At 61.4% G+C, this 22,408-nt stretch carries 11 protein-coding genes and 1 pseudogene; 8 read left to right on the forward strand and 4 right to left on the reverse strand.

The features are described from left to right. Position 1 precedes the first annotated feature (1 nt). A complete protein-coding gene (locus tag ACQKKX_RS10615) occupies positions 2-1,459 on the forward strand; it encodes a cobyric acid synthase (RefSeq protein ID WP_427570661.1) in 1,458 nt (485 codons plus the stop codon). Here the strand turns inward: ACQKKX_RS10615 and cbiB are convergent. Beyond that, positions 1,443-2,420 (reverse strand): adenosylcobinamide-phosphate synthase CbiB, encoded by a 978-nt coding sequence (gene cbiB, locus ACQKKX_RS10620; protein ID WP_427570662.1) that lies wholly within the window; start codon positions 2,418-2,420, stop codon positions 1,443-1,445. The two genes, ACQKKX_RS10615 and cbiB, sit on opposite strands and share 17 nt — an antisense overlap. Between cbiB and cobD the strand changes: the two genes are divergently transcribed. The 5 genes and pseudogenes from cobD to ACQKKX_RS10645 all read left to right on the forward strand — a co-directional run. After that, positions 2,419-3,483 (forward strand): threonine-phosphate decarboxylase CobD, encoded by a 1,065-nt coding sequence (gene cobD / locus ACQKKX_RS10625; protein ID WP_427570663.1) that lies wholly within the window; start codon positions 2,419-2,421, stop codon positions 3,481-3,483. The genes cbiB and cobD overlap by 2 nt on opposite strands. A 46-nt stretch (positions 3,484-3,529) precedes the next feature. After that, on the forward strand, positions 3,530-4,960 hold the full coding sequence (locus tag ACQKKX_RS10630) for a M20 family metallopeptidase (protein ID WP_427570664.1): 1,431 nt from the start codon (positions 3,530-3,532) through the stop codon (positions 4,958-4,960). Positions 4,961-5,051: 91 nt separating this feature from the next. Then, on the forward strand, positions 5,052-6,512 hold the full coding sequence (gene cls, locus ACQKKX_RS10635) for a cardiolipin synthase (protein WP_427570665.1): 1,461 nt from the start codon (positions 5,052-5,054) through the stop codon (positions 6,510-6,512). A gap of 88 nt (positions 6,513-6,600) precedes the next feature. Next, entirely contained in the window at positions 6,601-7,446 is an 846-nt protein-coding gene (locus ACQKKX_RS10640; protein WP_427570666.1) for an endonuclease/exonuclease/phosphatase family protein, read from the forward strand. A gap of 910 nt (positions 7,447-8,356) precedes the next feature. Beyond that, positions 8,357-16,816, forward strand: a pseudogene (locus ACQKKX_RS10645) (GH36-type glycosyl hydrolase domain-containing protein); the annotation flags it as partial. 1,097 nt (positions 16,817-17,913) lie between these two features. Here ACQKKX_RS10645 and ACQKKX_RS10650 read toward each other — a convergent pair. Continuing rightward, positions 17,914-19,662, reverse strand: a complete 1,749-nt coding sequence (locus ACQKKX_RS10650) for a glucan ABC transporter ATP-binding protein/ permease (protein WP_427570667.1) — start codon at positions 19,660-19,662, stop codon at positions 17,914-17,916. Between the two features lie 234 nt (positions 19,663-19,896). Between ACQKKX_RS10650 and ACQKKX_RS10655 the strand changes: the two genes are divergently transcribed. Then, positions 19,897-20,052 carry a DUF3309 family protein gene (locus ACQKKX_RS10655; protein ID WP_427570668.1) on the forward strand — a complete coding sequence of 52 codons (156 nt, stop codon included), beginning with the start codon at positions 19,897-19,899 and terminating at the stop codon, positions 20,050-20,052. Between the two features lie 41 nt (positions 20,053-20,093). Then, positions 20,094-20,348, forward strand: a complete 255-nt coding sequence (locus tag ACQKKX_RS10660) for a YMGG-like glycine zipper-containing protein (protein WP_427570669.1) — start codon at positions 20,094-20,096, stop codon at positions 20,346-20,348. A gap of 85 nt (positions 20,349-20,433) precedes the next feature. On the opposite strand, the gene phbB is transcribed toward ACQKKX_RS10660, so the two are convergent. Both phbB and ACQKKX_RS10670 read right to left on the reverse strand, forming a co-directional pair. Then, positions 20,434-21,159, reverse strand: coding sequence for an acetoacetyl-CoA reductase (gene phbB, locus ACQKKX_RS10665; protein WP_427570670.1), 726 nt, complete (start codon positions 21,157-21,159; stop codon positions 20,434-20,436). Positions 21,160-21,216: 57 nt separating this feature from the next. Next, complete coding sequence (locus tag ACQKKX_RS10670) at positions 21,217-22,398, reverse strand: acetyl-CoA C-acetyltransferase (RefSeq protein ID WP_427570671.1); 1,182 nt, start codon at positions 22,396-22,398, stop codon at positions 21,217-21,219. Positions 22,399-22,408 lie beyond the last annotated feature (10 nt).

Raw genomic sequence — 22,408 nt, forward strand, 5'->3', positions numbered from 1 at the left:
CATGACTGCACGCGCGCTGATGTTTCAAGGGACCGGCTCGGATGTCGGCAAGTCGCTGCTTGTTGCCGGTCTTGCGCGTGCGCTCACCAATCGCGGCATGAAAGTGCAGCCCTTCAAGCCGCAAAACATGTCGAACAATGCTGCCGTCACATCGGATGGCGGTGAGATCGGTAGGGCGCAGGCACTGCAGGCGCGGGCGGCAAGGGTGCCGCTGTCGGTGCATATGAACCCGGTCCTGCTGAAGCCGCAAAGCGAGGTCGGCGCGCAGGTCGTGGTGCAGGGGCGCGTGCAGGGCAATGCAAAAGCATCACAATATCAGGGCATGAAGGCATCGTTGATGCCGCGCGTCACGGAAAGTTTCGAACTTTTGAAAAGCCAGGCCGATATCGTGCTGGTCGAAGGCGCCGGGAGTGCTTCTGAAGTGAACCTGCGCCGCAACGATATCGCCAATATGGGTTTTGCCCGCGCGGCAGACGTGCCGGTCATCCTGATCGGCGATATCGATCGCGGCGGCGTCATCGCCAGCATCGCCGGCACCAAGCTGGTGCTAGAGCCTGAGGATGCGGCCATGATCCGCGGTTTTATCGTCAACCGGTTTCGCGGTGATCCCGCCCTGTTTGCCGATGGCATGGCGATGATCGGAGCGCATACCGGCTGGCAGCCAATCGGCCTCCTGCCGTTCTTTGCCGAAGCCCGCCGCCTGCCCGCCGAAGATGCGCTGGCGCTCGATGCGGCTGCTATCGACAAGAGCGGTGCCAAGATCCGCATCGCCGTGCCGGTCCTGCCGCATATTTCCAATTTCGACGATCTCGATCCCCTGGATGCGGAGCCGGATGTCGAAGTGATCCGTATTCGTCCCGGAAAGCCGCTGCCCGGCGATGCCGATCTCGTGCTTCTGCCGGGATCCAAGGCGACGATCGCAGATCTGGCGGCGTTCAAGGCTGCCGGTTTCGATATCGATCTTGCCGCCCATGTGCGTCGCGGCGGCCATGTTCTGGGTCTGTGTGGAGGCTACCAGATGCTGGGGCGCTCGGTGCATGATCCTGATGGCATGGAAGGCGAGCCCTCGGTGGTTGAAGGTCTTGGCCTGCTTGATGTGGACACCACGCTTTCCAACGATAAGCGGCTGGAAGCCGTGACCGGCGTCAGTGCCGATGGTATTTCCTTTGTCGGTTACGAAATGCATATCGGAAAGACGGTGGGCGGCGATTGCCGACGTCCCTTCGCGCAGATTGCCGGAGTGCCGGATGGTGCAATTGCGCGAAACGGCCGCGTCTTCGGCACCTATGTGCACGGCCTGTTTGCCGATGATCGCCAGCGGTCGGCGTGGCTCCAAAGACTTGGCGGCGACGCTTCCGGTATCGATTATGAGGCAGGAATAGACGAGGTTCTGGATCGCCTTGCCGAGCATATGGAAAAGCACCTCGATCTTGAGGCGCTACTCAGGCTCGCGCGATAGCCTCACTGGCAATCGCCAGCAGGCCGAACAGGGCAATCATCATGATATCGGCCACCCGCGCCAGTTTCAGGGCCTTGCGAATATCGGATGCGGTCGCTTCGCGCCGTCCGCCGGCTCCCATGAAATGGTCGGGGACGAGTGTGCCGCCATAGACGCGCGGGCCGGCCAGAGCCAGGCCGAGTGCGCCGGCCATCGCCGCCTCCGGCCAGCCCGCATTGGGAGAACGGTGTTTTCCGGCATCCCGCCACACCGTCTTCCAGGCGTCCCGGGCCGACGAGCCGGGCACGAAAAAACAGGCCAGAACGAAGAGCAAAGCCGTCAGCCGCGAGGCCGGCAGATTGACCAGATCGTCGAGCCGCGCCGACGCCCAGCCGAAGGCTTCATAGCGCTCGTTGCGGTGGCCGATCATGCTGTCGGCGGTATTGGTCGTCTTGTAGGCCGCACCGCCGGCGAGCCCACCAATGCCGAGCCACAGGGCCGGGGCAGTGATGCCGTCTGAAAAATTCTCTGCCAGACTTTCGATCGCGGCACGGCAGACGGCGGGTTCGTCGAGCTGGTCCGGGTCACGTCCAACGATCATCGATACGGCCTTTCGGCCGGCCGTAAGCCCTTCCCGATCCAGCGCATCTGCTACTGCCCGCACATGATCTTCAAGGCTCTTTTGTGCCGTCAGGCTGGAGGCAATCACGGCGAGAATTGCGAGTGCGACCAGCGATGTTCCGATAAACCAGCTGATGGCTGCCGTGACTGTGACCACAGCGGTAAGGAGGGCAAGCAGCGCCATCGCGCCCATCGTCTTTCGCTGCGCAAAACTCTGCTCCGCCCGGTTCAGCCTGCGGTCGAGCCAACCGATTGCGGTGCCGATCCAGATCACCGGATGGCCGATCGCCCGCACCAGCCATTGCGGATAGCCGCAGAGCCGTTCAATAAGCAGGGAGACAAAGGCGAGCGTAAAAAACATGCAGCGACAAGCGGAACCGGTAACAGAGCAGTCGATCGATCACGGCGGCAATCTTGCCAAGGCGGACGCCCGCTTTCCGCGTGCGCCAAAACCCTGGATCGACCTGTCCACCGGTATCAATCCGCATGCCTACCCGCATTCGGATATCGCTTCCACCGCTTTCTGCCGCCTGCCGGACCCGTCGGCCCTCCAATCGCTGAAACGTGAAGCCGCCGCCGTCTATGGGGCGCCTCGCGCCGAAAATGTTGCGGCGGCGCCCGGAACGCAGATTCTTCTGCCACTTTTGGTCGAAGCCGCGTTCGGCGGCAAGGTGCATCCCGGCGCAAAGGCCGCCATCCTGTCGCCCACCTATGCCGAGCATGCCCGCATGGCACGGCTCGCCGGTTTCGATCTCACCGAAACCGCAAATTTCGAAGACCTCTTTGCCGCCGATCTTGCCGTGGTCGTCAATCCCAACAATCCCGATGGGCGGCTGATCGCGCGTGCCGAACTGCTGCGCCTTGGCGCCCATATGGCTGCAAAAGGCGGTCTGCTGGTCGTAGACGAGGCTTTCATGGACGTCATGCCTAGGGGCGATAGTCTTGCAGGGGATATCGGTCCGGGCCTTGCGGTCCTGCGCTCGTTCGGAAAGTTTTACGGGCTTGCGGGCCTTCGTCTGGGTTTTGCGCTTACCTCATCCGCGGATGTGTGCCGTATCGAGGCGCGGCTGGGACCTTGGGCGGTTTCCGGCCCGGCCCTGGAGATTGCCACCCGCGCTCTTGCCGACCTGACATGGCAGGAGACCATGAAGCACGCATTGCAGGCAGACGCCGCGCGGCTGGACGACATGCTGACGCAGGCGGGGCTTGATCTTGTGGGCGGTACGACACTGTTCCGGCTCGTCCGCAACAGCAATGCTTCCGGCCTGTTCCAGCAGCTCGGGCACGCCGGCATTCTTGTGCGGCCGTTTGCCGAGCGTGCGAATGAGCTGCGTTTCGGCCTGCCTTCCCACGAAGGCTGGGAACGCCTGCAAAAAAGCATGGCTTCAAAACCATTTCGGCGGTTGGCCGAAGCCGGGCGCTAAGTTACGGTTCGGCTCTCTTATTATTCCCCATTGCAGGTAACATTCCATGACGAACAGTAGCAATCTCCCTCAAATCTTCGACACGATCGAAAGGAAGAAGGAGATTTTCACCGAGCTTGCCAATCGCGTCTGGGAGACGCCGGAAACCTGTTACATGGAGACCCTGTCGGCTGCAGCGCATCGGGAAATGCTGGAAGCGCAGGGTTTTGCAGTCACCGATAACGTCGCAGGCATCCCAACCGCGCTGATCGGCGAAGCGGGCGAGGGCGGACCGGTCATTGCCTTTCTTGGCGAGTTCGATGCGCTGGCCGGCCTCAGCCAGAAGGCGGGCGAGGTTACCCATGAGCCGGTCACCGCTGGTGCCAACGGCCATGGCTGCGGTCACAACCTGCTCGGCTCCGCTTCCATGCTTGCCGCCACTGCGCTCAAGGATTGGCTGGAAGCGACCGGAACGCCCGGTCGCGTGCGTTACTATGGTTGCCCGGCGGAAGAGGGCGGTGCGGCCAAAGCCTTCATGGTGCGATCCGGCGCCTTCGAGGATGTCGATATTGCCATCAGCTGGCACCCGAGCAATTTTGCCGGCGTGCAGCGCGAGACGTCTCTTGCCAATTGCCGTATAGACTTCATCTTTCACGGTCGCGCCGCCCATGCCGCTGCCGTTCCCGAACTCGGCCGTTCGGCACTCGATGCCGTCGAGCTGATGAATGTCGGCGTCAATTACCTGCGCGAACACATGCAGCAGGATTGCCGCATTCACTACGCCGTGCTCGATACAGGCGGTATTTCGCCCAATGTCGTACAGGCCTATGCCAAGGTGCGCTACGTCGTGCGCGCGCCCGACCTGCCGGGCCTCCTGTCGCTGATCGAGCGTGTCCAAAAGGTGGCGCAGGGTGCGGCGCTGATGACCGAAACCCGCATGGAAAGCGCGATCCTGTCCGGTGTCTCGAACCTGATGGTCAATACACCTCTGATGGATGTGATGCAGGATATCTGGGACAGCGTCGGCACGCCGGATTTCGACGCCAGGGATATCGCTTTTGCGGAACAGATCCGCGCCACGCTGTCGCCGGAAGATATCGCCGCCAGCTGGCGTCAGGAGGAACTGGACGAGCGGGATATCCCGCTTGCCGATTTCGTGCTGCCTGCCCATACCCGCCTGAAGCAGATGGGTGGTTCCACCGATGTCGGTGATGTCAGCTGGGTGGTGCCGACCGTGCAGGCATATGGTCCGACGCTCGCCATCGGCACCCAGCTGCACACGTGGCAGGTCGTGTCGCAGGGCAAGAGCCCTCTCGCTCACAAGGGTATGGTGACGACCGCCAAGGTGATGGCGGCGACAGGTCTTGCAGCGATCCAGAGCGAACAGCTGCGCGAGGCCGCCTGGGCGGATCTCAAGCGCCGCCAGAAGGGAATTGTCTATACAAGCCCGATCCCCGAGGGGGCCGAGCCGCCGGTTGCGGCCATGTCGGCCAAGTGAAGCGGGAGGCGGCGACGTAACGTGAAGAGCCACGGCGCGATGTCGCGGGGGCCGCATTGCAGGGCTGCCGGCCGCGCCTATATTGGCCGGCATGCTTGAAACATTCTATGCCTACTGGCCGCATATTTTCCTGGTTCTGTCGATCGTCATGGGCGTGCCGGCCGCCATTCATGCCACGATGACCAAGGAGGAGGTGCGCTCGGCCATCGGTTGGGTCGGCGTCATCATCCTGTCGCCATTTATCGGCGCGCTCCTTTACCTGATCGCCGGCGTCAACCGGATCCGCCGCAACGTTTTGGGCTTCCAGCGCTCGCGCGTGCAATATGGCGCGTTCGCGCATCTGGAAACCTACGACGTCGCCGCCGATACGGTCGCCACGAAATTTGGCCAGCGCTTTCTGGCAATGAAAACGCTCGGCGACCGGGTGGCCCGCCACGCCTTTACCACCGGCAATGCGATCGACGTGCTCGATACCGGCGACAAGGCCTATGGCGGCATGCTGGAGGCGATCGGCACGGCAAAACTCAGTATCCTGCTCGAAACCTATATTTTCGATCGCGACCGGATCGGTCGTCGCTTTGCCGAAGCCCTGATCGGGGCTGCACGGCGGGGTGTCGAAGTGCGGGTGCTGATCGATGCGGTCGGTGCGCGCTATTCGGTGCCGAGCGTGCTGGGCATGCTGCGCGATGGCGGCGTCGCTGTGGAAGTCTTCAACGGTAACGTGATCATGGGCCTGCGACTTCCCTATGCGAACCTGCGTACCCACCGCAAGATCATGGTGGTCGATGGCACGGTTGCCTATACCGGCGGCATGAATATCCGCGAAGGTTTTTCCGCTGAGATTTCCGGTGATCGCTGCGCTTTCGACACGCATTTTCGCGTGACCGGCCCGGCCGTCACCGATCTCTTCGCTATCGCTTCGGAAGACTGGCAGTTCGCCTGCGGCGAGGTCCTCAGCGGCGAAGCCTGGCAGCTGACGGCGCCTGAACGGATGCCGGGCGATCCGATCCTCGTGCGCGCCGTCGCCTCCGGCCCGGATCGATGCAACGAAACCAATCACAAGATGCTGATGGGCGCGTTTTCGATTGCGCGAAAATCGATCCGCATCGTCTCGCCCTATTTTCTACCCGACCGCGAACTGATCACCGCGCTCATCACCGCTGCCCGCCGCGGCGTCAGCGTCGATATCGTCGTGCCTGAAACCAACAATCTGACGCTGGTCGATCGGGCGATGACGGCCCAGTTTGACCAGATCCTCAAAAATTACTGCCGTATCTGGCGGGCCAGCGGCGCGTTCAACCATTCAAAGCTGATGGCGATCGATGGCAGCTGGGCCTATGTCGGCTCATCCAATCTCGATCCGCGCTCGTTGCGGCTGAATTTCGAGGTTGATCTGGAAGTGCTTGACCAGTCCTTTGCGCAGGCGCTGGAAAAGCGCATCGACCAGGCCATCCAGTCCGCTTCGCCCGTCACGCTGGAGGGCTTGCGCAACCGACCGCTGGTCGTGCGCCTGCTCGAAAGGGTTCTCTGGTTGGGGTCGCCATATCTTTGACCCATCGCACCGGTCACGGCACCGGGTGCGGCGAAAATGGAACGCCCGTGCGCTTCGGTTATTTATATCAGTCAAAGGATTGCCATCGATGACCAGAAACGAGCGCAGCAAGCGTGACAATCTTCCGGCGAGCATTCTTGCCTCGATCCGCAACCGCAGGAACCGCGAGGCCGCCGGACATCACCCCCATGACCCGGCGCAGGGCATGCTTGTGGCCTCCTACAATGTCCACAAATGCGTCGGTGTCGACGGTCGCTTCGACCCTGAGCGGACCAGCCATGTCATTCGCGAGATCGGCGCCGACGTCATGGCGCTGCAGGAAGCCGATACCCGTTTCGGCGAACGTCGCGGCCTCTTGGACCTGCACTGGCTGGAGCGGGAGACCGGGCTGACGCCGGTGCCTGTCTCCGGCGTTTCGCGCGCCCATGGCTGGCATGGCAATGTCGTGCTGTACCGCGAAGGTCTGGTGCGCGACGTGCATCAGGTGAAGCTGCCAGGGCTTGAGCCACGCGGTTGCCTCGTCACGGAAATCGAGTTCAACCACGGGGCGACGTTGCGCATCATTGCGGCGCATCTCGGGCTGCTGCATCGCTCGCGTCACCAGCAGACCAAGATGATCCTCGACATCATCGGATCGCGCGGCGAACAGCCGACCCTGCTTTTGGGCGATCTCAACGAGTGGCGCCTGGGGGATCGCTCCTCGTTGCATGGCCTGGCGCGCGTCTTCAGCGGGACGCCGAAAGCGGTGCCGAGTTTCCCATCGCGCCTGCCAGTCCTGGCGCTCGACCGTATCATGAGCAATCGCGCGGGCCTGATCGACCACGTGCGGGTGCATGACAGCGCGCTCGCCCGCATTGCCTCCGATCACCTTCCGATCAAGGCCGTTGTCCGTACGAGCGTCGAACCGAGTGTCCCGGCTGCAATCGAAGTTTGAACCGGCCGTCGCCGCACAGGCCGCAACGCAGGTCCCGATTCCCGCTGCGGATGCAATTTGGGTCAGGCTGGCTGGCGCTTCAGGTCGCGGCCCGGTGGCGCTGGCGTGCCGGCGACGTTGGGATGCTATATCCCTCCGGTGCAGCGCACGATCTTTACAGTTTTTTTACACATTGCCGCGTCGGAGCAAAATCCTGCTTGAAACGAACCGTTTGAGCCCGAAAGAAAAAGGATTTTCCAAGGCACCCGGGCGCCACGCAAGTTTATCTCTATCAGCTGGGTCGCGTTAAGATAGGATATGGGCAAGCTCATCAGGGCACACGAGCCTGGAGGACACCATGCGGCATCTCGATACACAGGCACCTCACCGGCATCTTCCCGGACGCCACGGCAGGTGGCATTCGGTCGCCCAGGCCACTTTGGTCGCCGCGGCTTTCGCCTTTATCTGCGGCGTCACTCTGGGGCTTTTCCCGTAACGTAAACGGTGCATACCCCGTTGCCAGACACCTTTCGGAAACGTTTCGGAAGGTGTTTTTGGTTGTGGTGGGGTGTCCTCTTGCTCCTGCACACGGCACCGGCTGCCAGCCCTGCGAAGTATTCGGCACGACTGGCGATCACGCCTGCCTCTCTCTGTCGCAAAACCATCATATTTGCAGTTGCAACTGGCTGAATACGTTCAGGTTTCATTCAGGCCGCCGGCGATAGACCGGTCAATCCCAAAAGTTGCGGGAGGAGAGGTAAGCCATTGCCGTCTTTCAATTTGCCATATTGCGGTTGGCCTCTATCTCCTCCCTGCCTGCAGCGTCGTCCGGGCCTGGCCTGGAGAATGCCTGCAGCGAAATGACAGATGGGGGCCGGACCCTCAAAGTCCCTCAGCGCCTATTCGACATTCCTCTTTCAGAAGCCGAGACATGTCCTTTCATCATACGCCGAACACCCCTCGCGAGACCGACACCCGGCAGATCGACCATAACGAGGCGATCCGCGCGACCTATCTGACGATAGAGGAGCTTCGCGACTGCGGGGAAAAGCTGGCGCGCGATGGTGCGCAGACACTGCCCGGCTTGATGGCCTTCTCGTTTCGCGAACGGCATCGGGAAAACGAAGCGGAAATCCTAAAGGTCTACCGGACCACGGCTAAAGACGTCGATGCCGGCGCGACGATCACCCCGGCCGCTGAATGGCTGATCGACAACCATTACATCGTCGAGGAAGCTATCCAGGAAGTCCGCCGCGACTTTCCGAAGAAGTTCTATAACCAGCTGCCGGTGATGAAAGTCGGCAATATGGCGTTGCCGCGCGTTCTGGTCATGGCGTGGCTCTATGTCGGTCACACCCACAGCACCGTGTCGCGCGACAAGCTGACCGCAATCACCGAAGGATTTCAGGTCCACCAGCCGCTGCAGATCGGCGAGCTCTGGGCGCTGCCGTCCTTCCTGCGTTTCGTGCTGGTGGAAAATGCACGCCGCATCGCGGTTCGCGTCGCTCGTTCGCGCGCCATGCGCCTCAAGGCCAACGAGGCGGCCGACGAGATCATCCGTCTCAGCGACGAGAACGCCAGTGCGGCACTGCTTGCCCGGATCGAGCCGCTGACCGAAGACAACACGTTCAATACGCAGTTCCTCTATCGCCTGCGTAACGCGCCGCAAAACCTGGGTTTTGCGATCGACTGGTTGGAAGAGCGCCTGCGTCGCACCGGTACCGACGCCGAAGATGTGATGATGGCGGAGCATAACCGCCTGTCCTCCGGCAATGTCACGATGGGCAATATCATCAAGAGCCTGCGGGAAATCGACGATACCGAATGGAGCGTCTGGTTCGAGGAAGTCTGCCTTGTCGACCAGGTGTTTCGCGAGCAAAGCGATTACCAGGTTCTCGATTTCGGTTCGCGCAATTCGTACCGTAACCGGGTCGAAAAGCTTGCCCGCCGGACGAAGAAATCGGAAATCGATGTTGCCAAGGCGGCCATCGAACTGGCCGAAGACGCCGCGAGGGCGCCGGAGGCTGATCCGCACAGGGCCAATGTCGGCGCTTTTCTTGTCGGCATGTACCAGCAGGAGCTTGAAAAGGCGATCGGCTACAAGCGCGGTCCCGGGCAGTCCTTCCTTGCTGCCGTTCAGGGCATGCGCTGGCTCTCTGTTGCCGGTCCGGTTCTGTTTCTGACGGCGCTGGTTCTGGCTGCCGTCGGTTATTTCCTGGCCTCGTCCGGAATGTCATGGCCGGTCATCCTGCTATTCCTCCTGATGTTCGCGCTGCCGGCATCGGAGGGGGCAACGGGCCTGTTCAACACGCTGGTCACCTATGTGGTGAAACCGGCGCGTCTGGTCGGTTACGAGTTCAAGGCCGGCGTGCCGGAAGAAGCCCGCACGCTCGTCGTCGTGCCCTGCCTCATCAACAATCGCGATACGGTCGATGAACTCGTCCGCAATCTGGAAGTCCATTACCTCGCCAATCCGCGCGGCGAAGTCTATTTCGCGCTTTTGAGCGACTGGCGCGATGCCCAGGTCGAAGAAGCCGAAGGCGATCTCGAAGTTCTCGAATACGCCAAGCGCGAAGTCGCCAACCTTTCCGCCCGCTATGCTTTTGATGGCGGCACCCGCTTCTTCCTGCTGCATCGCCGTCGCCTCTACAATCCGTCCGAAGGTGCGTGGATGGGCTGGGAGCGCAAGCGCGGCAAGCTGCATGAACTCAACATGCTGCTGCGTGGCGACAAGGACACGACCTATATGGCCGGCGCCAACACCGTGCCGGAAAACGTCCAGTACGTGATGACGCTCGATGCCGATACGCGTCTGATGCGCGATGCCGTGACAAAACTGGTCGGCAAGGCGCATCACCCGATGAACCGTCCGGTCCACGATCCGCGCACCGGTCGCGTCGTTCAGGGTTACGGCCTGCTGCAGCCGCGCGTCACCCCGTCGCTGACCACGGGCAAGGATGCCTCGGTCTTCCAGCGCATCTATTCCGCCAGCCGCGGCGTCGATCCTTATGTCTTCACGGTTTCCGACGTTTATCAGGACCTGACCGGCGAAGGTTCCTTCACCGGCAAGGGCCTTTATCACGTTGATGCTTTCGAACACGCGCTGCGTGGCCGCATCGAGGAAAACACGGTTCTCAGCCACGACCTTCTCGAAGGGTCTTTCACGCGCTGCGCTTTGGTCACCGACGTTGAACTGGTCGAGGACTTTCCGACCCGTTACGAGGTCGAAGTCTCGCGTCAGCATCGCTGGGCGCGGGGCGACTGGCAGTTGTTGCCTTACATCCTTGATCCGATGCGCGGAGTCACCGCGCTCGGCCGCTGGAAGATGATCGACAATCTGCGCCGTTCGCTCACCCCGATCGCCTGGTTCTTCGCCTCCGTCCTCGGCTGGTATTTCATGTCGCCGCTCGGGGCGCTGATCTGGCAGATCCTGCTGATCTTCATGCTGTTCGTGGCACCGACCCTGTCGCTCATTCGCGGCATCGTGCCGGGCTCGACCGATATCGTGCCGCGCGCGCATTTCCATTCATTGTGGACCGATGTGCGTGATGCCAATGCGCAGGTCGCGCTGCGTATCGTCTTCATTGCAGACTCCGCCTGCATGATGACCGACGCCATCGTGCGTTCGCTTTATCGCCTGTTCGTCAGCCGCAAGCTGATGCTGGAATGGCGCACCGCCGCCTCCGTTCAAGGCGCAGCACAGGGGAGCCCGGCGGATTATTATCGCCAGATGTGGCACGCTCCTGTCGTGGCGCTGCTGGCTTTGTTCCTGGCGGCGCTTCCGGAAGACAATGCCTTCCTCATCGGTGTGCCTTTCGTCGTCCTCTGGGTCCTGTCGCCGCTCGTTGCCTGGTATGTCAGCCAGTCGGCTGAAACCGAAGATCAGCTCTTCGTTCCCGAGCCAGTTTCCGTCGAACTGCGCAAGATCTCGCGTCGCACCTGGCGGTATTACGAGACCTTCGTCACGGAAGAGCAGCATTTCCTGCCGCCGGACAATTTTCAGGAACGTCCTGAACCGATCATTGCCAAGCGCACCTCGCCCACCAATATCGGCGTCTATCTTCTCTCGACCGTGTCGGCCCGCCATTTTGGCTGGATCAGCTTTACGGAAACCGTCGAGCGTATCGAAAACACGCTCGCGACCGTCGAGAAGATGGACAAGTATCGCGGCCATCTGTTCAACTGGTATTACACCGATACGCTGAAGACGCTTGGCGCCCGTTATGTTTCGACGGTCGACAGCGGCAACCTTGCCGGTCACCTGATTGCTATTTCTTCGGCCTGCCGCGAATGGGCGGAAGCGCCGTCGGCGCATCTTCAGGGCAATCTCGATGGTATTGGCGATGTTGCCGGAATCTTAAGCGAAAACCTGAAATCGCTGCCGGACGACCGCAAGACCGTGCGTCCGCTGCGTCGTCGTCTGGAAGAGCGTATTGCCGGCTTTGCCAGCGCACTTGCTGCCGTCAAACGCGAGCACGAATTCGCCTCGATCCGCATCATCAACCTCTCGGTTCTGGCGCGTGACATCCAGAAGCTCGCCGTCAATCTCGATCACGAGGTCGGTTCGACGCAGTCGGGCGAAGTGGTGCACTGGACCGAATTCCTGGTCGCCGCCTGCGAAGCCCATATCGCCGACACCACCTTCGATCATTCGACGCTGGAACTGATGCGCAAACGCCTCGCCGTACTGCGCGACAAGGCCCGCTCGCTCGCCTTCGCGATGGATTTCACCTTCCTCTACAACAAGGACCGTCGCCTTCTGTCGATCGGTTACCGTCACGAGGAAAACGAACTCGACGAAGCCTGCTACGATCTTCTGGCGTCGGAATGCCGTCTCACCAGCCTGTTCGCCATCGCCAAGGGCGATCTGCCGACAGAACACTGGTATCGCCTCGGCCGTCAGGTCGTGCCGATCGGTTCGCGCGGGGCACTGATCTCGTGGTCGGGTTCGATGTTCGAATATCTGATGCCGCCGCTCGTCATGCAGGAGCGTCAGGGTGGCATTCTCAACCAGACCAACAACCTGATCGTCTTGGAACAGATGAACCACGGCCGTCGTCTGGGTATTCCGTGGGGTATTTCGGAAGCGGCGTTCAATGCCCGCGACCATCAGTTGAACTACCAGTACACCAATTTTGGCGTGCCCTCGCTCGGCCTCAAGCGCGGTCTTGGCCAGAACGCCGTCATTGCGCCTTACGCCTCGATCCTTGCCAGCCAGTATGCCCCGCATGCGGCGCTGGAAAACCTCGAAAAGCTGCGCGCCGTCGGTGCGCTCGGCAAATACGGTTTCCACGATGCGGTCGATTTCACGCCAACCCGCGTGCCGGAAGGCAAGCGTTGCGCCGTGGTCTACAACTATTATGCCCACCACCATGGCATGTCGATTGCAGCCATTGCCAACGTCGTCTTCAACGGTCGTCTGCGTGAACTCTTCCATGCTGATCCGGTGATCGAAGCCGCCGAACTGCTGTTGCAGGAAAAGGCGCCGCGCGAAGTGCCGGTCATGAGCGCCAAGCACGAGGAAACCCCCGGCAGCGGTCAGGGCGAACTGTTGCGCTCGGAAATCCGCACCATCACCGATCCGGCGGTGCAGGATCGCCAGCTGGTGTTCCTGTCGAACGGTCATTATTCGACGATGCTCACCTCCACCGGCACCGGTTATGCCACCTGGAACGGCCTGTCCGTTTCCCGCTGGAAGCCGGATCCGACCGAGGATCGCTGGGGCCAGTTCATCTTCCTGCGCGACACCGCCACCAATCAGTGGTGGTCGACGACAGCAGAACCGCGCCGTATCGAAGGCGAGGAAACCAAGGCCGTCTTCGGTGACGAAAAGGCCGAATTCCACAAGACGGTCGGCACGCTGACCAGCACGGTCGAATGTATCGTCGCCACCGAGCACGATGCCGAAGGCCGCCGCCTGACGCTGCTCAACACCGGCTCGGAAGACCGCTATATCGAGGTCACCTCCTATCTCGAACCGGTCATCGCCCACGACAATGACGACAGCGCCCATCCGGTGTTTTCGCGCATGTTCGTGAAGACCGAGATCGGCCGCCGTGGTGACGTCATCCGTGCGACGCGCAACAAGCGCACATCGGGCGATGCCTCCATGTGGGTGGCGCATCTCGCCGCCGACAATGCCGGGTCGTCGCGTCCGACCGAATTCGAAACCGACCGTCGCCGTTTCCTCGGTCGTGGCCGCTCGCTCTCGGAAGCCGCAGCCTTCGATCAGGACGCCACGCTTTCGGGCACGGATGGTTTCACGCTCGATCCGATCATGTCGCTGCGCCGCGTCGTACGTGTACCGGCCGGCAAGAAGGCGACGGTGATCTTCTGGACCATCGCTGCCCCGATCCGCGAAGAACTCGACGTTGCGATCGAACGTTATCGCCACGCCGATGCCTTCGGTCACGAACTGACGCAGGCCTGGACCCGCGTCCAGGTGCAGATGCGCCATATCGGCATCAACTCGCAGCAGGCCGCCGCCTTCCAGCAGATCGGCCGTTACCTTGTCTATCCGGACATGAACCTGCGCGCCGATGCCGCGACGCTCGAAACCGGCCTTGGCCGCCAGTCCATGCTGTGGGCGCAGTCGATTTCGGGCGATCACCCGATCCTGACCTTGCGCATCAATGACGAAATGGACATGGACGTCGCCAAGGAAGCATTTTCCGCCCAGGAATATCTGCGCTCCCGCGGTGTCACGCTCGATCTCGTCATCGTCAACGAAAAGCCTGCATCTTACGCGCAGGACATGCAGCATGCGATCGACCAGCTCAGCGAAAACATCCGCAAGCTCGGGCAGACCGAAGGTGCCCGCGAACATGTCTTCTCGCTGCGCCGCGACCTGATGGACGAAGACACCTGGGCAGCGCTCATCGCCGCGTCCCGCGTCGTCCTTCATGCCCGCAACGGCAAGATCATCGATCAGGTCACCCGTGCCGCCGCCCTTGCTCCGGCATCGGCGGAGATCAACCATCAGGCACTACTCTCGGCCGAAAACTTTGGCGCACCTGTTGGCGGCGAAGCCCCTGCCGACCTCGATTTCTGGAACGGTTTTGGCGGCTTCTCCAAGGACGGTTCGGAATATGTCACGCGCCTCAATGGCGGCGGCTCGACGCCGCAGCCGTGGATCAACGTCATCTCCAACGACAGCTTTGGTTTCCACGTGTCGGCGGAAGGCGCCGGTTACACGTGGAGCCAGAATTCACGTGATTACCAGCTGACGCCGTGGACCAACGATCCGGTCATCAACCGCCCGGGCGAAGGTTTCTATCTGACCGATGTCGATAGCGGCATGATGCACACGCCGTTTGCCGCCCTGTCGCGCCGTCCGACAACAAAATTCGAAGCCCGTCACGGCCTCGGTTATTCGGTCTTCTCTGCCGATGACGAAAGCCTGAAGCTCGAACTGACGCAAACCGTCGACCGTACGCGGCCGATCAAGCTGTCTTCGATGAAGATCCGCAACAGCGGTTCGGAAACCCGCCGCCTGCGCGTTTACGGTTATGTCGAATGGGTGCTGGGCCAGAACCCGAAACGGTCTGCTCCGTTCATCCTGTCGGCCCGTGACGAGGAAAGCGGCGCGATCTTTGCGACCAACCGGTTCAGCAACGATTTCCACCGCACGGCCTTCTTCGTCTCGAGCGAACAGCCGTCCGGTTTCACCACCAGCCGCCGCGAATTTATCGGCCGTCATGGTTCGGTAGCGCTGCCGTCGGCGGTCGTTGCCGGTGCTGCCCTCAGCAGCGCCATGGAACTGGATGGCGATCCCTGCGCTGCCCTGTCATGGGATGTCGAGATTGCGCCGGGGGAAGAAAAGATCATCACCTACGCGCTGGGTGATGCCGCCACCCGCGAGGAAGCTGAAGGTTATGCCTCCGGCATCCGCTCGGAGAGCTTTGCAGACATTCTGAATGGCAACCGTGCCTTCTGGCAGGAATTCACCGGTCGCCTGAAAATCTCGACGCCGGACAAGGCGTTGAACAACATGGTCAATCACTGGCTGCCCTATCAGGCGCTGGGATGCCGTATCATGGCGCGTTCGGCCTTCTACCAGTCGAGCGGCGCTTACGGCTTCCGAGACCAGTTGCAGGATACGTTGGCCTTCCTCATCCACGAACCGGCCTTGGCGCGCCGTCAGATCATCAATGCTGCCTCGCGTCAGTTCAGGGAAGGTGACGTGCAGCATTGGTGGCTTCCGGCAACCGGTGCCGGCGTGCGCACCAACATCGCAGACGATGTAGTCTGGCTCGCTTACGCCGCCAACCAGTATATCGTGGCCACCGGCGACAAGACCCTGCTGGACGAGGAACTGCCCTTCCTCACCGGTCAGGCATTGGCTGCCGGCCAGCACGATATCTTCTTCCAGCCCGGTGTGACGGAAGACACGGTCAGCCTCTACGAACATGCCGCCATCGCTCTCGATCTCGCCATCGACCGTAAAGGTTCGAACGGCCTGCCGCTCATCCTCGGCGGTGACTGGAACGACGGCATGAACCGCGTCGGTTCCGGCGGCAAGGGCACCAGTGTCTGGCTCGGCTGGTTCCTGGCCAGCGCGCTGCGCAGTTTTGCGCCGATTGCCGAAGAGCGTGGCGACAAGGCCCGTGCACAACGCTGGACGGCGCATCTCGCATCGCTCAAGCAGGCGCTGGAAACGGCGGGCTGGGATGGCTCCTATTATCGTCGCGGTTATTTCGACGATGGCGGTGCGCTCGGTTCTTCGGAAAACCTCGAATGCAGCATCGACAGCCTCGGCCAGTCCTGGAGCGTGCTGTCGGGCGAAGGCGATCCGGAGCGTGCCAAACAGGGCATGGACGCAGTTATCGAAAAGCTGATCGACGAACAGGCCGGCATCATCCGCCTGTTCACGCCGGCCTTTGCCAACACGCCGCAGGATCCGGGTTACATCAAATCCTATCCGCCGGGCGTGCGTGAAAACGGTGGCCAGTATACCCACGCTGCCATCTGGGTGGTGCTGGCGCTGGCTAAGCAGGGCCGCAATGAGGATGCCTGGAAGGCATTCCAGATCCTCAACCCGGTCAACCACGCTCTTACCCCTGATGCGGCCGAACAGTACCGCGTCGAGCCTTATGTCATCGCAGCGGATATCTATGGCGTCGGCGACCTGACAGGTCGAGGCGGCTGGACCTGGTATACCGGTTCCGCCGGCTGGCTCTACCGTGCCGCCATCGAAGGCATTCTGGGCATCAAGCGCGAGGGTGGTCGCCTTCAGGTCAACCCGGTCATCCCGGCTGAATGGGACGGCTTTGAGCTCGACCTGACGTTGCCGGAAGGAACGTTCAAGGTCGCGGCCAAGCGGGTTGCCAATGGTGAGCTTGCGGTGACTGTCAACGGTGCTGCGCTCGATGCGTCTGGTGGTGCTGTCCTGGGTGGTGGCGCTCCGGTTGCTCCTGTAACAATTGCTGCTGCACCGGCGACGGCCGTATCGGCTGCGGAAAAGCCCGTGGAGGTCGCTGCCGCAAAACCTGCCCGGGTTGCCAAGCCCAAGGCGGAAACGCCCGCCGCCGAAAAGCCGGCGACAGTCGCCAAGCCAAGGACACGCAAGAAGACAGAGGAGTGATCCTGTCGTTCTGCTGATGTAATGAAAAACCCGCTTTCCAGTTGGAAAGCGGGTTTTTTAATGGACGACGAGATCGAGGAAATAGATGACAGTATCCCGTGATGCATACACGTCCCTGCGTCCCTGCGTCCCTGCGTCCCTGCGTCCCTGCGTCCCTGCGTCCCTGCGTCCCTGCGTCCCTGCATCATTCCGGCCTTGCGCCGGAATCCAGCAGCGCCGCGTCCGCGGCGGGATAGATCCAGATGCAGTCACCTCGAAGGAAGAGTTCTCTCACCGCACCGACGCGCGGTTGTCGTATCCCGGCTCAAGGCCCGGATGACGTAAGGAAAGCGCCGACCTTCTCCGCTGCTTTATATGTGACCGCAACCAGGTTCGACGTAAATGAAATATCAGAGGCGGACGATGCGAGGTTAATTCAACGATATCAATAACCTGGCTCCGAGTTTATCCACGCATTTCCGATTGTACGTCACTCATCGCGTTCTGTTTCAGCTACACCGGTCCGCATTACCGCCGAGATAGAGCCGGTGGTCGCATGGACACCTTGATGCAGGTGGTCCATGCGGAGCGGCGCAGAAAATGGTCGTCCTCCCGCCTAACAGCGACGGGGCATGCGTGTGTCGCACACAAATTGGCTCGTTATAACAACAAGAACATCGAGCCGCCGCAGAAGGACGGGGGGTGCGGAAAACCACCGAACCGGGCACGTCGTGCGCCATTACAAAACTGAATTAGGAGGCACGCGACGTGCCCCGGCCGCATAACCTGCGACGACAGCGGGCGTTTTTTGAGAATCGAGGATCGCCAAGGGAAAACTCTGACTTGTGATCCCGCAAAACACCAGCTGTCGTGCAAAAAAATGCCCGCCAGTCACGGCGGGCGCTGCAATCGCTGCCGCCGCAAAATCACTCCGCAGCCGTCTTGGTGTCGTCGGTCAAAAGGCCGCTGGTCCGCAGCAGGGAGGCGAACCGGCCGCCCCTTGCGCTCAATTCGTCGAATGTGCCCATTTCAGCAATACGACCCTGTTCCAGGAAAATGACCTTGTCGGCGTCGCGCACGGTCGAAAGCCGGTGGGCGATAATGAAAGTGGTGCGGTTCTCGCGCAACCGGTCGATGGCGTCTTTCACCCGCGCTTCCGTCTCAACGTCGAGCGCGCTGGTCGCCTCGTCGAGAACGAGGATCGGCGCGTTCTTCAAAATCGCACGGGCAATAGCGATGCGCTGGCGTTCGCCGCCCGAGAGCCGGTTGCCGCGTTCTCCGACGGCGGTGTCGAAACCCAGGAGACGGGTCTGGATGAAATCGGCAGCGGCGGCGGCCTGCGCGGCGGCAATGACCTCTTCCTCAGTCGCGCCGTCACGGCCAAGGCGAATGTTCTCTCTGATCGAGCGGTTCAGTAGGCCGGCATCCTGGAAGACCGTGGCGATCGAATTGCGCAGCGATTTGCGCGTCACCATGGAAATATCGGTGCCGTCGACGAAGATCTTGCCGGTATCGGGTTCGTAGACGCGTTGAAGCAGGTTGACCAGCGTCGTCTTGCCGGCACCCGTCGGGCCGACGATAGCGACCGTCTCTCCGGCATTGGCAACGAAAGAAACGTCGTGTACGCCCTGCGCGTTGGGGCCGAAGGCGAAATTGACATTGCGGAATTCGACCTTGCCGCGGACCTGGCCAAGTTCGGCAAGGCCTGCCGGCTCCTCGCGCTCCTCGACGGAATCCTCCAGCACGAAAAAGTCGTCCAGCTTGGCGCGGGCCTCGAAAATCTGGGTTGCGAACTGGCGCAACTGGTCGAGGCGGCCGATCAGCAGATTGGCAAAACCGATAAAGGCGATGACATCGCCGATCTTCAGATCGCCCTGCTGCACGAGCGCGGTCCCGATGACGAGGATGACGCCCATCGAGACAGTGGAGGCCGTGCGGTTGAGCGCGCCGGCCAGCGCCCACCAGTCGAGCACCGGATACTGCGCGGCGAGAAGGCTCTTGGTATAATCGCGCAGTGCCCGCGTTTCCTGCTCGATGCGATTGTAGCTGTGCACCACGGAAACGTTGCTGATGCTGTCGCTGACATGTGAAAACACGGTGTGGTAGTGGCTTTCCACGGAGGCCTGCCCCTCCTTGGTGCGCTTCATCACCGTTCGGCCGATAAACCAGTAGACGACGGCAAGCACCATCAGCACAAGGCTGAGGCGCCAGTCCATGGAAAAGGCTGTGGGGATCAGCAGCACCACGGCGACGGCAGTGGCCAAATGCGTGCGCATGAATTCCAGCCACAGGCCGAACAGCGTCTCGGCAGCGCGCAGCAGCGTATGCAATGCATTGGACGTGCCGCGCGTGTGGTGCCAGGCAAGCGGCATCGAAATGATGCGCCCGAAAGCCTCCGTCAGAAGCGTGGCGCGCCGACCATGGGCCAGCCGATCGGCTTCACGTGCCACCAGCACATAGGCTACCGTATTGAACAGACCGAAACCGCCCCACATCAGCAGGATCGGCGTAACCGGGCTGTTGGAGGAAATCGCATCCACGATGCGGCCGAAAAGGATCGGTTCGATAATGGTCACGGCGGCAAGCACCACGTTGGCGATCACCACAACTGCCACCTTGAAGCGGTTGGCTCCAAGATATCTCAGTGCTCTCCAGTAGATCTGCAGCAGGCTCAATGCGTCATCCTCTGATGAAATTCACACGCCATTCTAGGGCGTGCAATCTGTATCGGTGCTGAACGGGGAACAGATAGGGCGGGCGTCGCCCCGCGACCAGCCAAGGCCTTGCATTTGTTGCCAAAGCGGTCGCATCAAGCCTTTATAAAGCTTGATTTGAGCGCGATGGAACCAAAGCACATGCGTCACGTTATCGCCGTCACAACGCAAACGTATTTGTGTCGGAGAACTGCAATGCTCGGTACAATCCTGCTCGTCATCCTCATCCTGCTCCTGATCGGCGCGCTGCCCAACTGGGGCTATAGCAGTGGGTGGGGTTACGGTCCGTCCGGTGGATTGGGCCTGGTCGTTCTGATCGTGATTATTCTGCTTCTGATGGGCAGGATTTAACTGGCGGGGGACCCCGCGTCTTTTAGGGAAGGAAAGTCGTTATGAAAAAAATCGTGCTCGTCGCTGCCATGGTCGGCGCTCTCGCATCCTGCACCTCGACTGAAAAGGGCACCGCCATCGGCGCCGGCTCCGGCGCTCTGATTGGTGGCGCTGTCACCAACAGCTGGGGTGGTGCAGCCGTCGGCGCCGTTGCCGGTGGTCTGGTCGGTGCCGCAGTTGGTGAATCGCAGAAGCGTCAGGGCTACTGCGTCTATCGTGACCGTTACGGCCGCACCTACGAAGCTCGTTGCCGCTAATTCCACGGTTCAACCATCTGAAACCGGCGTGGAGATCGTCATCTCCGCGCCGGTTTTGCGTTGCCCTTATTGCTTTGCACGGTGCTCAGACGAAAAACTGTCCGCCATTGGCGCTGAAGGTTGAGCCGGTGATGAAGCCGGAATCGTCGGATGCCAGAAACGCCACGCAGCGGGCGATTTCCTGCGGCGTCCCGAGCCGGCCGACCGGGATTTGCGGAAGGATTTTCTCGCGCAATATATCCGAAGGCATGGCCATCACCATGTCCGTGCCGACATAGCCCGGGCAGACGGCGTTGACCGTGATGTTGCGCCCCGCGCCTTCCTGCGCCAGCGCCTTGGTAAAGCCCAGGTCACCAGCCTTGGCTGACGAATAATTCACCTGTCCGGCCTGGCCGCGTTGGCCGTTGAGCGAGGAAATGTTGACGACCCGGCCGAAATTGCGTGCGCGCATTCCCGGCCAGACCGGATGCGTCATGTTGAAAAGTCCGGTCAGATTGGTGGCAATCACCGCGTTCCACATGTCCGGCGTTGTCTTGTGGAACATGGCGTCGCGGGTGATACCGGCATTGTTGACGAGGACCTCGACCGGTCCCAGCAACGCCTCGACTTCCGCAATCCCGGAAACACAGGCCGCGTAATCACGCACATCCCAGCGAAACACCGGTATGCCGGTCTGTTCGTGGAAGGCTGCTGCACGCTCGGTATTGCCAGCATAGCTGGCGGCGACACGGTACCCGGCGTCCTGCAATGCGATGCATATTGCCGCGCCGATGCCGCGCGTTCCGCCCGATACCAAGGCCACTCTGGTCATCCGGCAACCCTTTTCATCCGCCATTTCCTAGATCCGCACGCAAATAGGCGAACCCGCTCACATCGCTTCCAGGCACATGGCAACGCCCATGCCGCCGCCGATGCACAAGGTTGCCAAACCTTTTGCCGCGGAACGGCGCTTCATCTCGAACAGAAGCGTGTTGAGAACGCGCGCACCGGAGGCGCCGATAGGGTGGCCGATGGCGATCGCGCCGCCATTGACGTTGACGATCGCCGGATCCCAGCCGAGTTCACGGTTGACCACACAAGCCTGTGCGGCAAAGGCCTCGTTGGCCTCGATCAGGTCGAGATCGGCAACCGACCATCCGGCTTTCGCCAGCGCCTTGCGCGAGGACGGGATAGGTCCGGTTCCCATGACCTGCGGATCGACGCCCGCCGTTGCCCAGGAGGCGATGCGCGCCAATGGTGTGAGGCCACGGCGAAGGGCCTCGGTTTCCGTCATCAGGAGCACGGCGGCGGCACCGTCATTGATGCCGGACGCATTGCCCGCCGTCACCGTACCGTCCTTGTCGAATGCAGGACGCAGTTTGGACAGACCGTCGACGGTCGCACCGGCACGAATATATTCGTCGCTGTCGACCGTCACCTCGCCCCTGCGGCTCTTGACGATGAAGGGGACGATCTCGTCGGCAAACCGTCCCGTCTTTTGCGCCGCTTCAGCCTTATTCTGCGAGGCGACGGCGAATTCGTCCTGCTCGTCGCGCGACAGCTGCCACTGGCGGGCGATGTTTTCGGCCGTCATTCCCATGTGGTAGCCGTAAAAAGCATCGGTGAGGCCATCACGGATCATCGTGTCGATCATCGTTGTGTCGCCCATCCTGGTGCCGTTGCGCAGATGCGCGCAATGTGGCGCCATGGACATGGATTCCTGCCCCCCGGCGACAACGATGGCTGCATCGCCGGTGGCAATCTGCTGCATGCCGAGTGCCACCGCGCGCAGACCCGAGCCGCAGAGCTGGTTGACGCCCCAGGCCGTGGTTTCTTTCGGCATGCCTGCTTTGATCGCGGCTTGTCTTGCCGGGTTCTGGCCTTCGCCGGCGGCGAGCACCTGACCGAGAATGACCTCGTCCACCTCGTCCGCTTCCATATTCGCGCGCGCAAGAACGCCGCGAATGGCTTCAGCGCCCAGTTCATGTGCAGGCACTCCCGAAAATGCGCCGTTAAAGGCGCCGACGGCGGTACGGGCGGCAGACGCGATCACGATCGAAGGCTGGCTCATGGGCATGTAT

The organism is Neorhizobium sp. NPDC001467, assembly GCF_050275975.1.
Lineage (GTDB): Bacteria > Pseudomonadota > Alphaproteobacteria > Rhizobiales > Rhizobiaceae > Neorhizobium.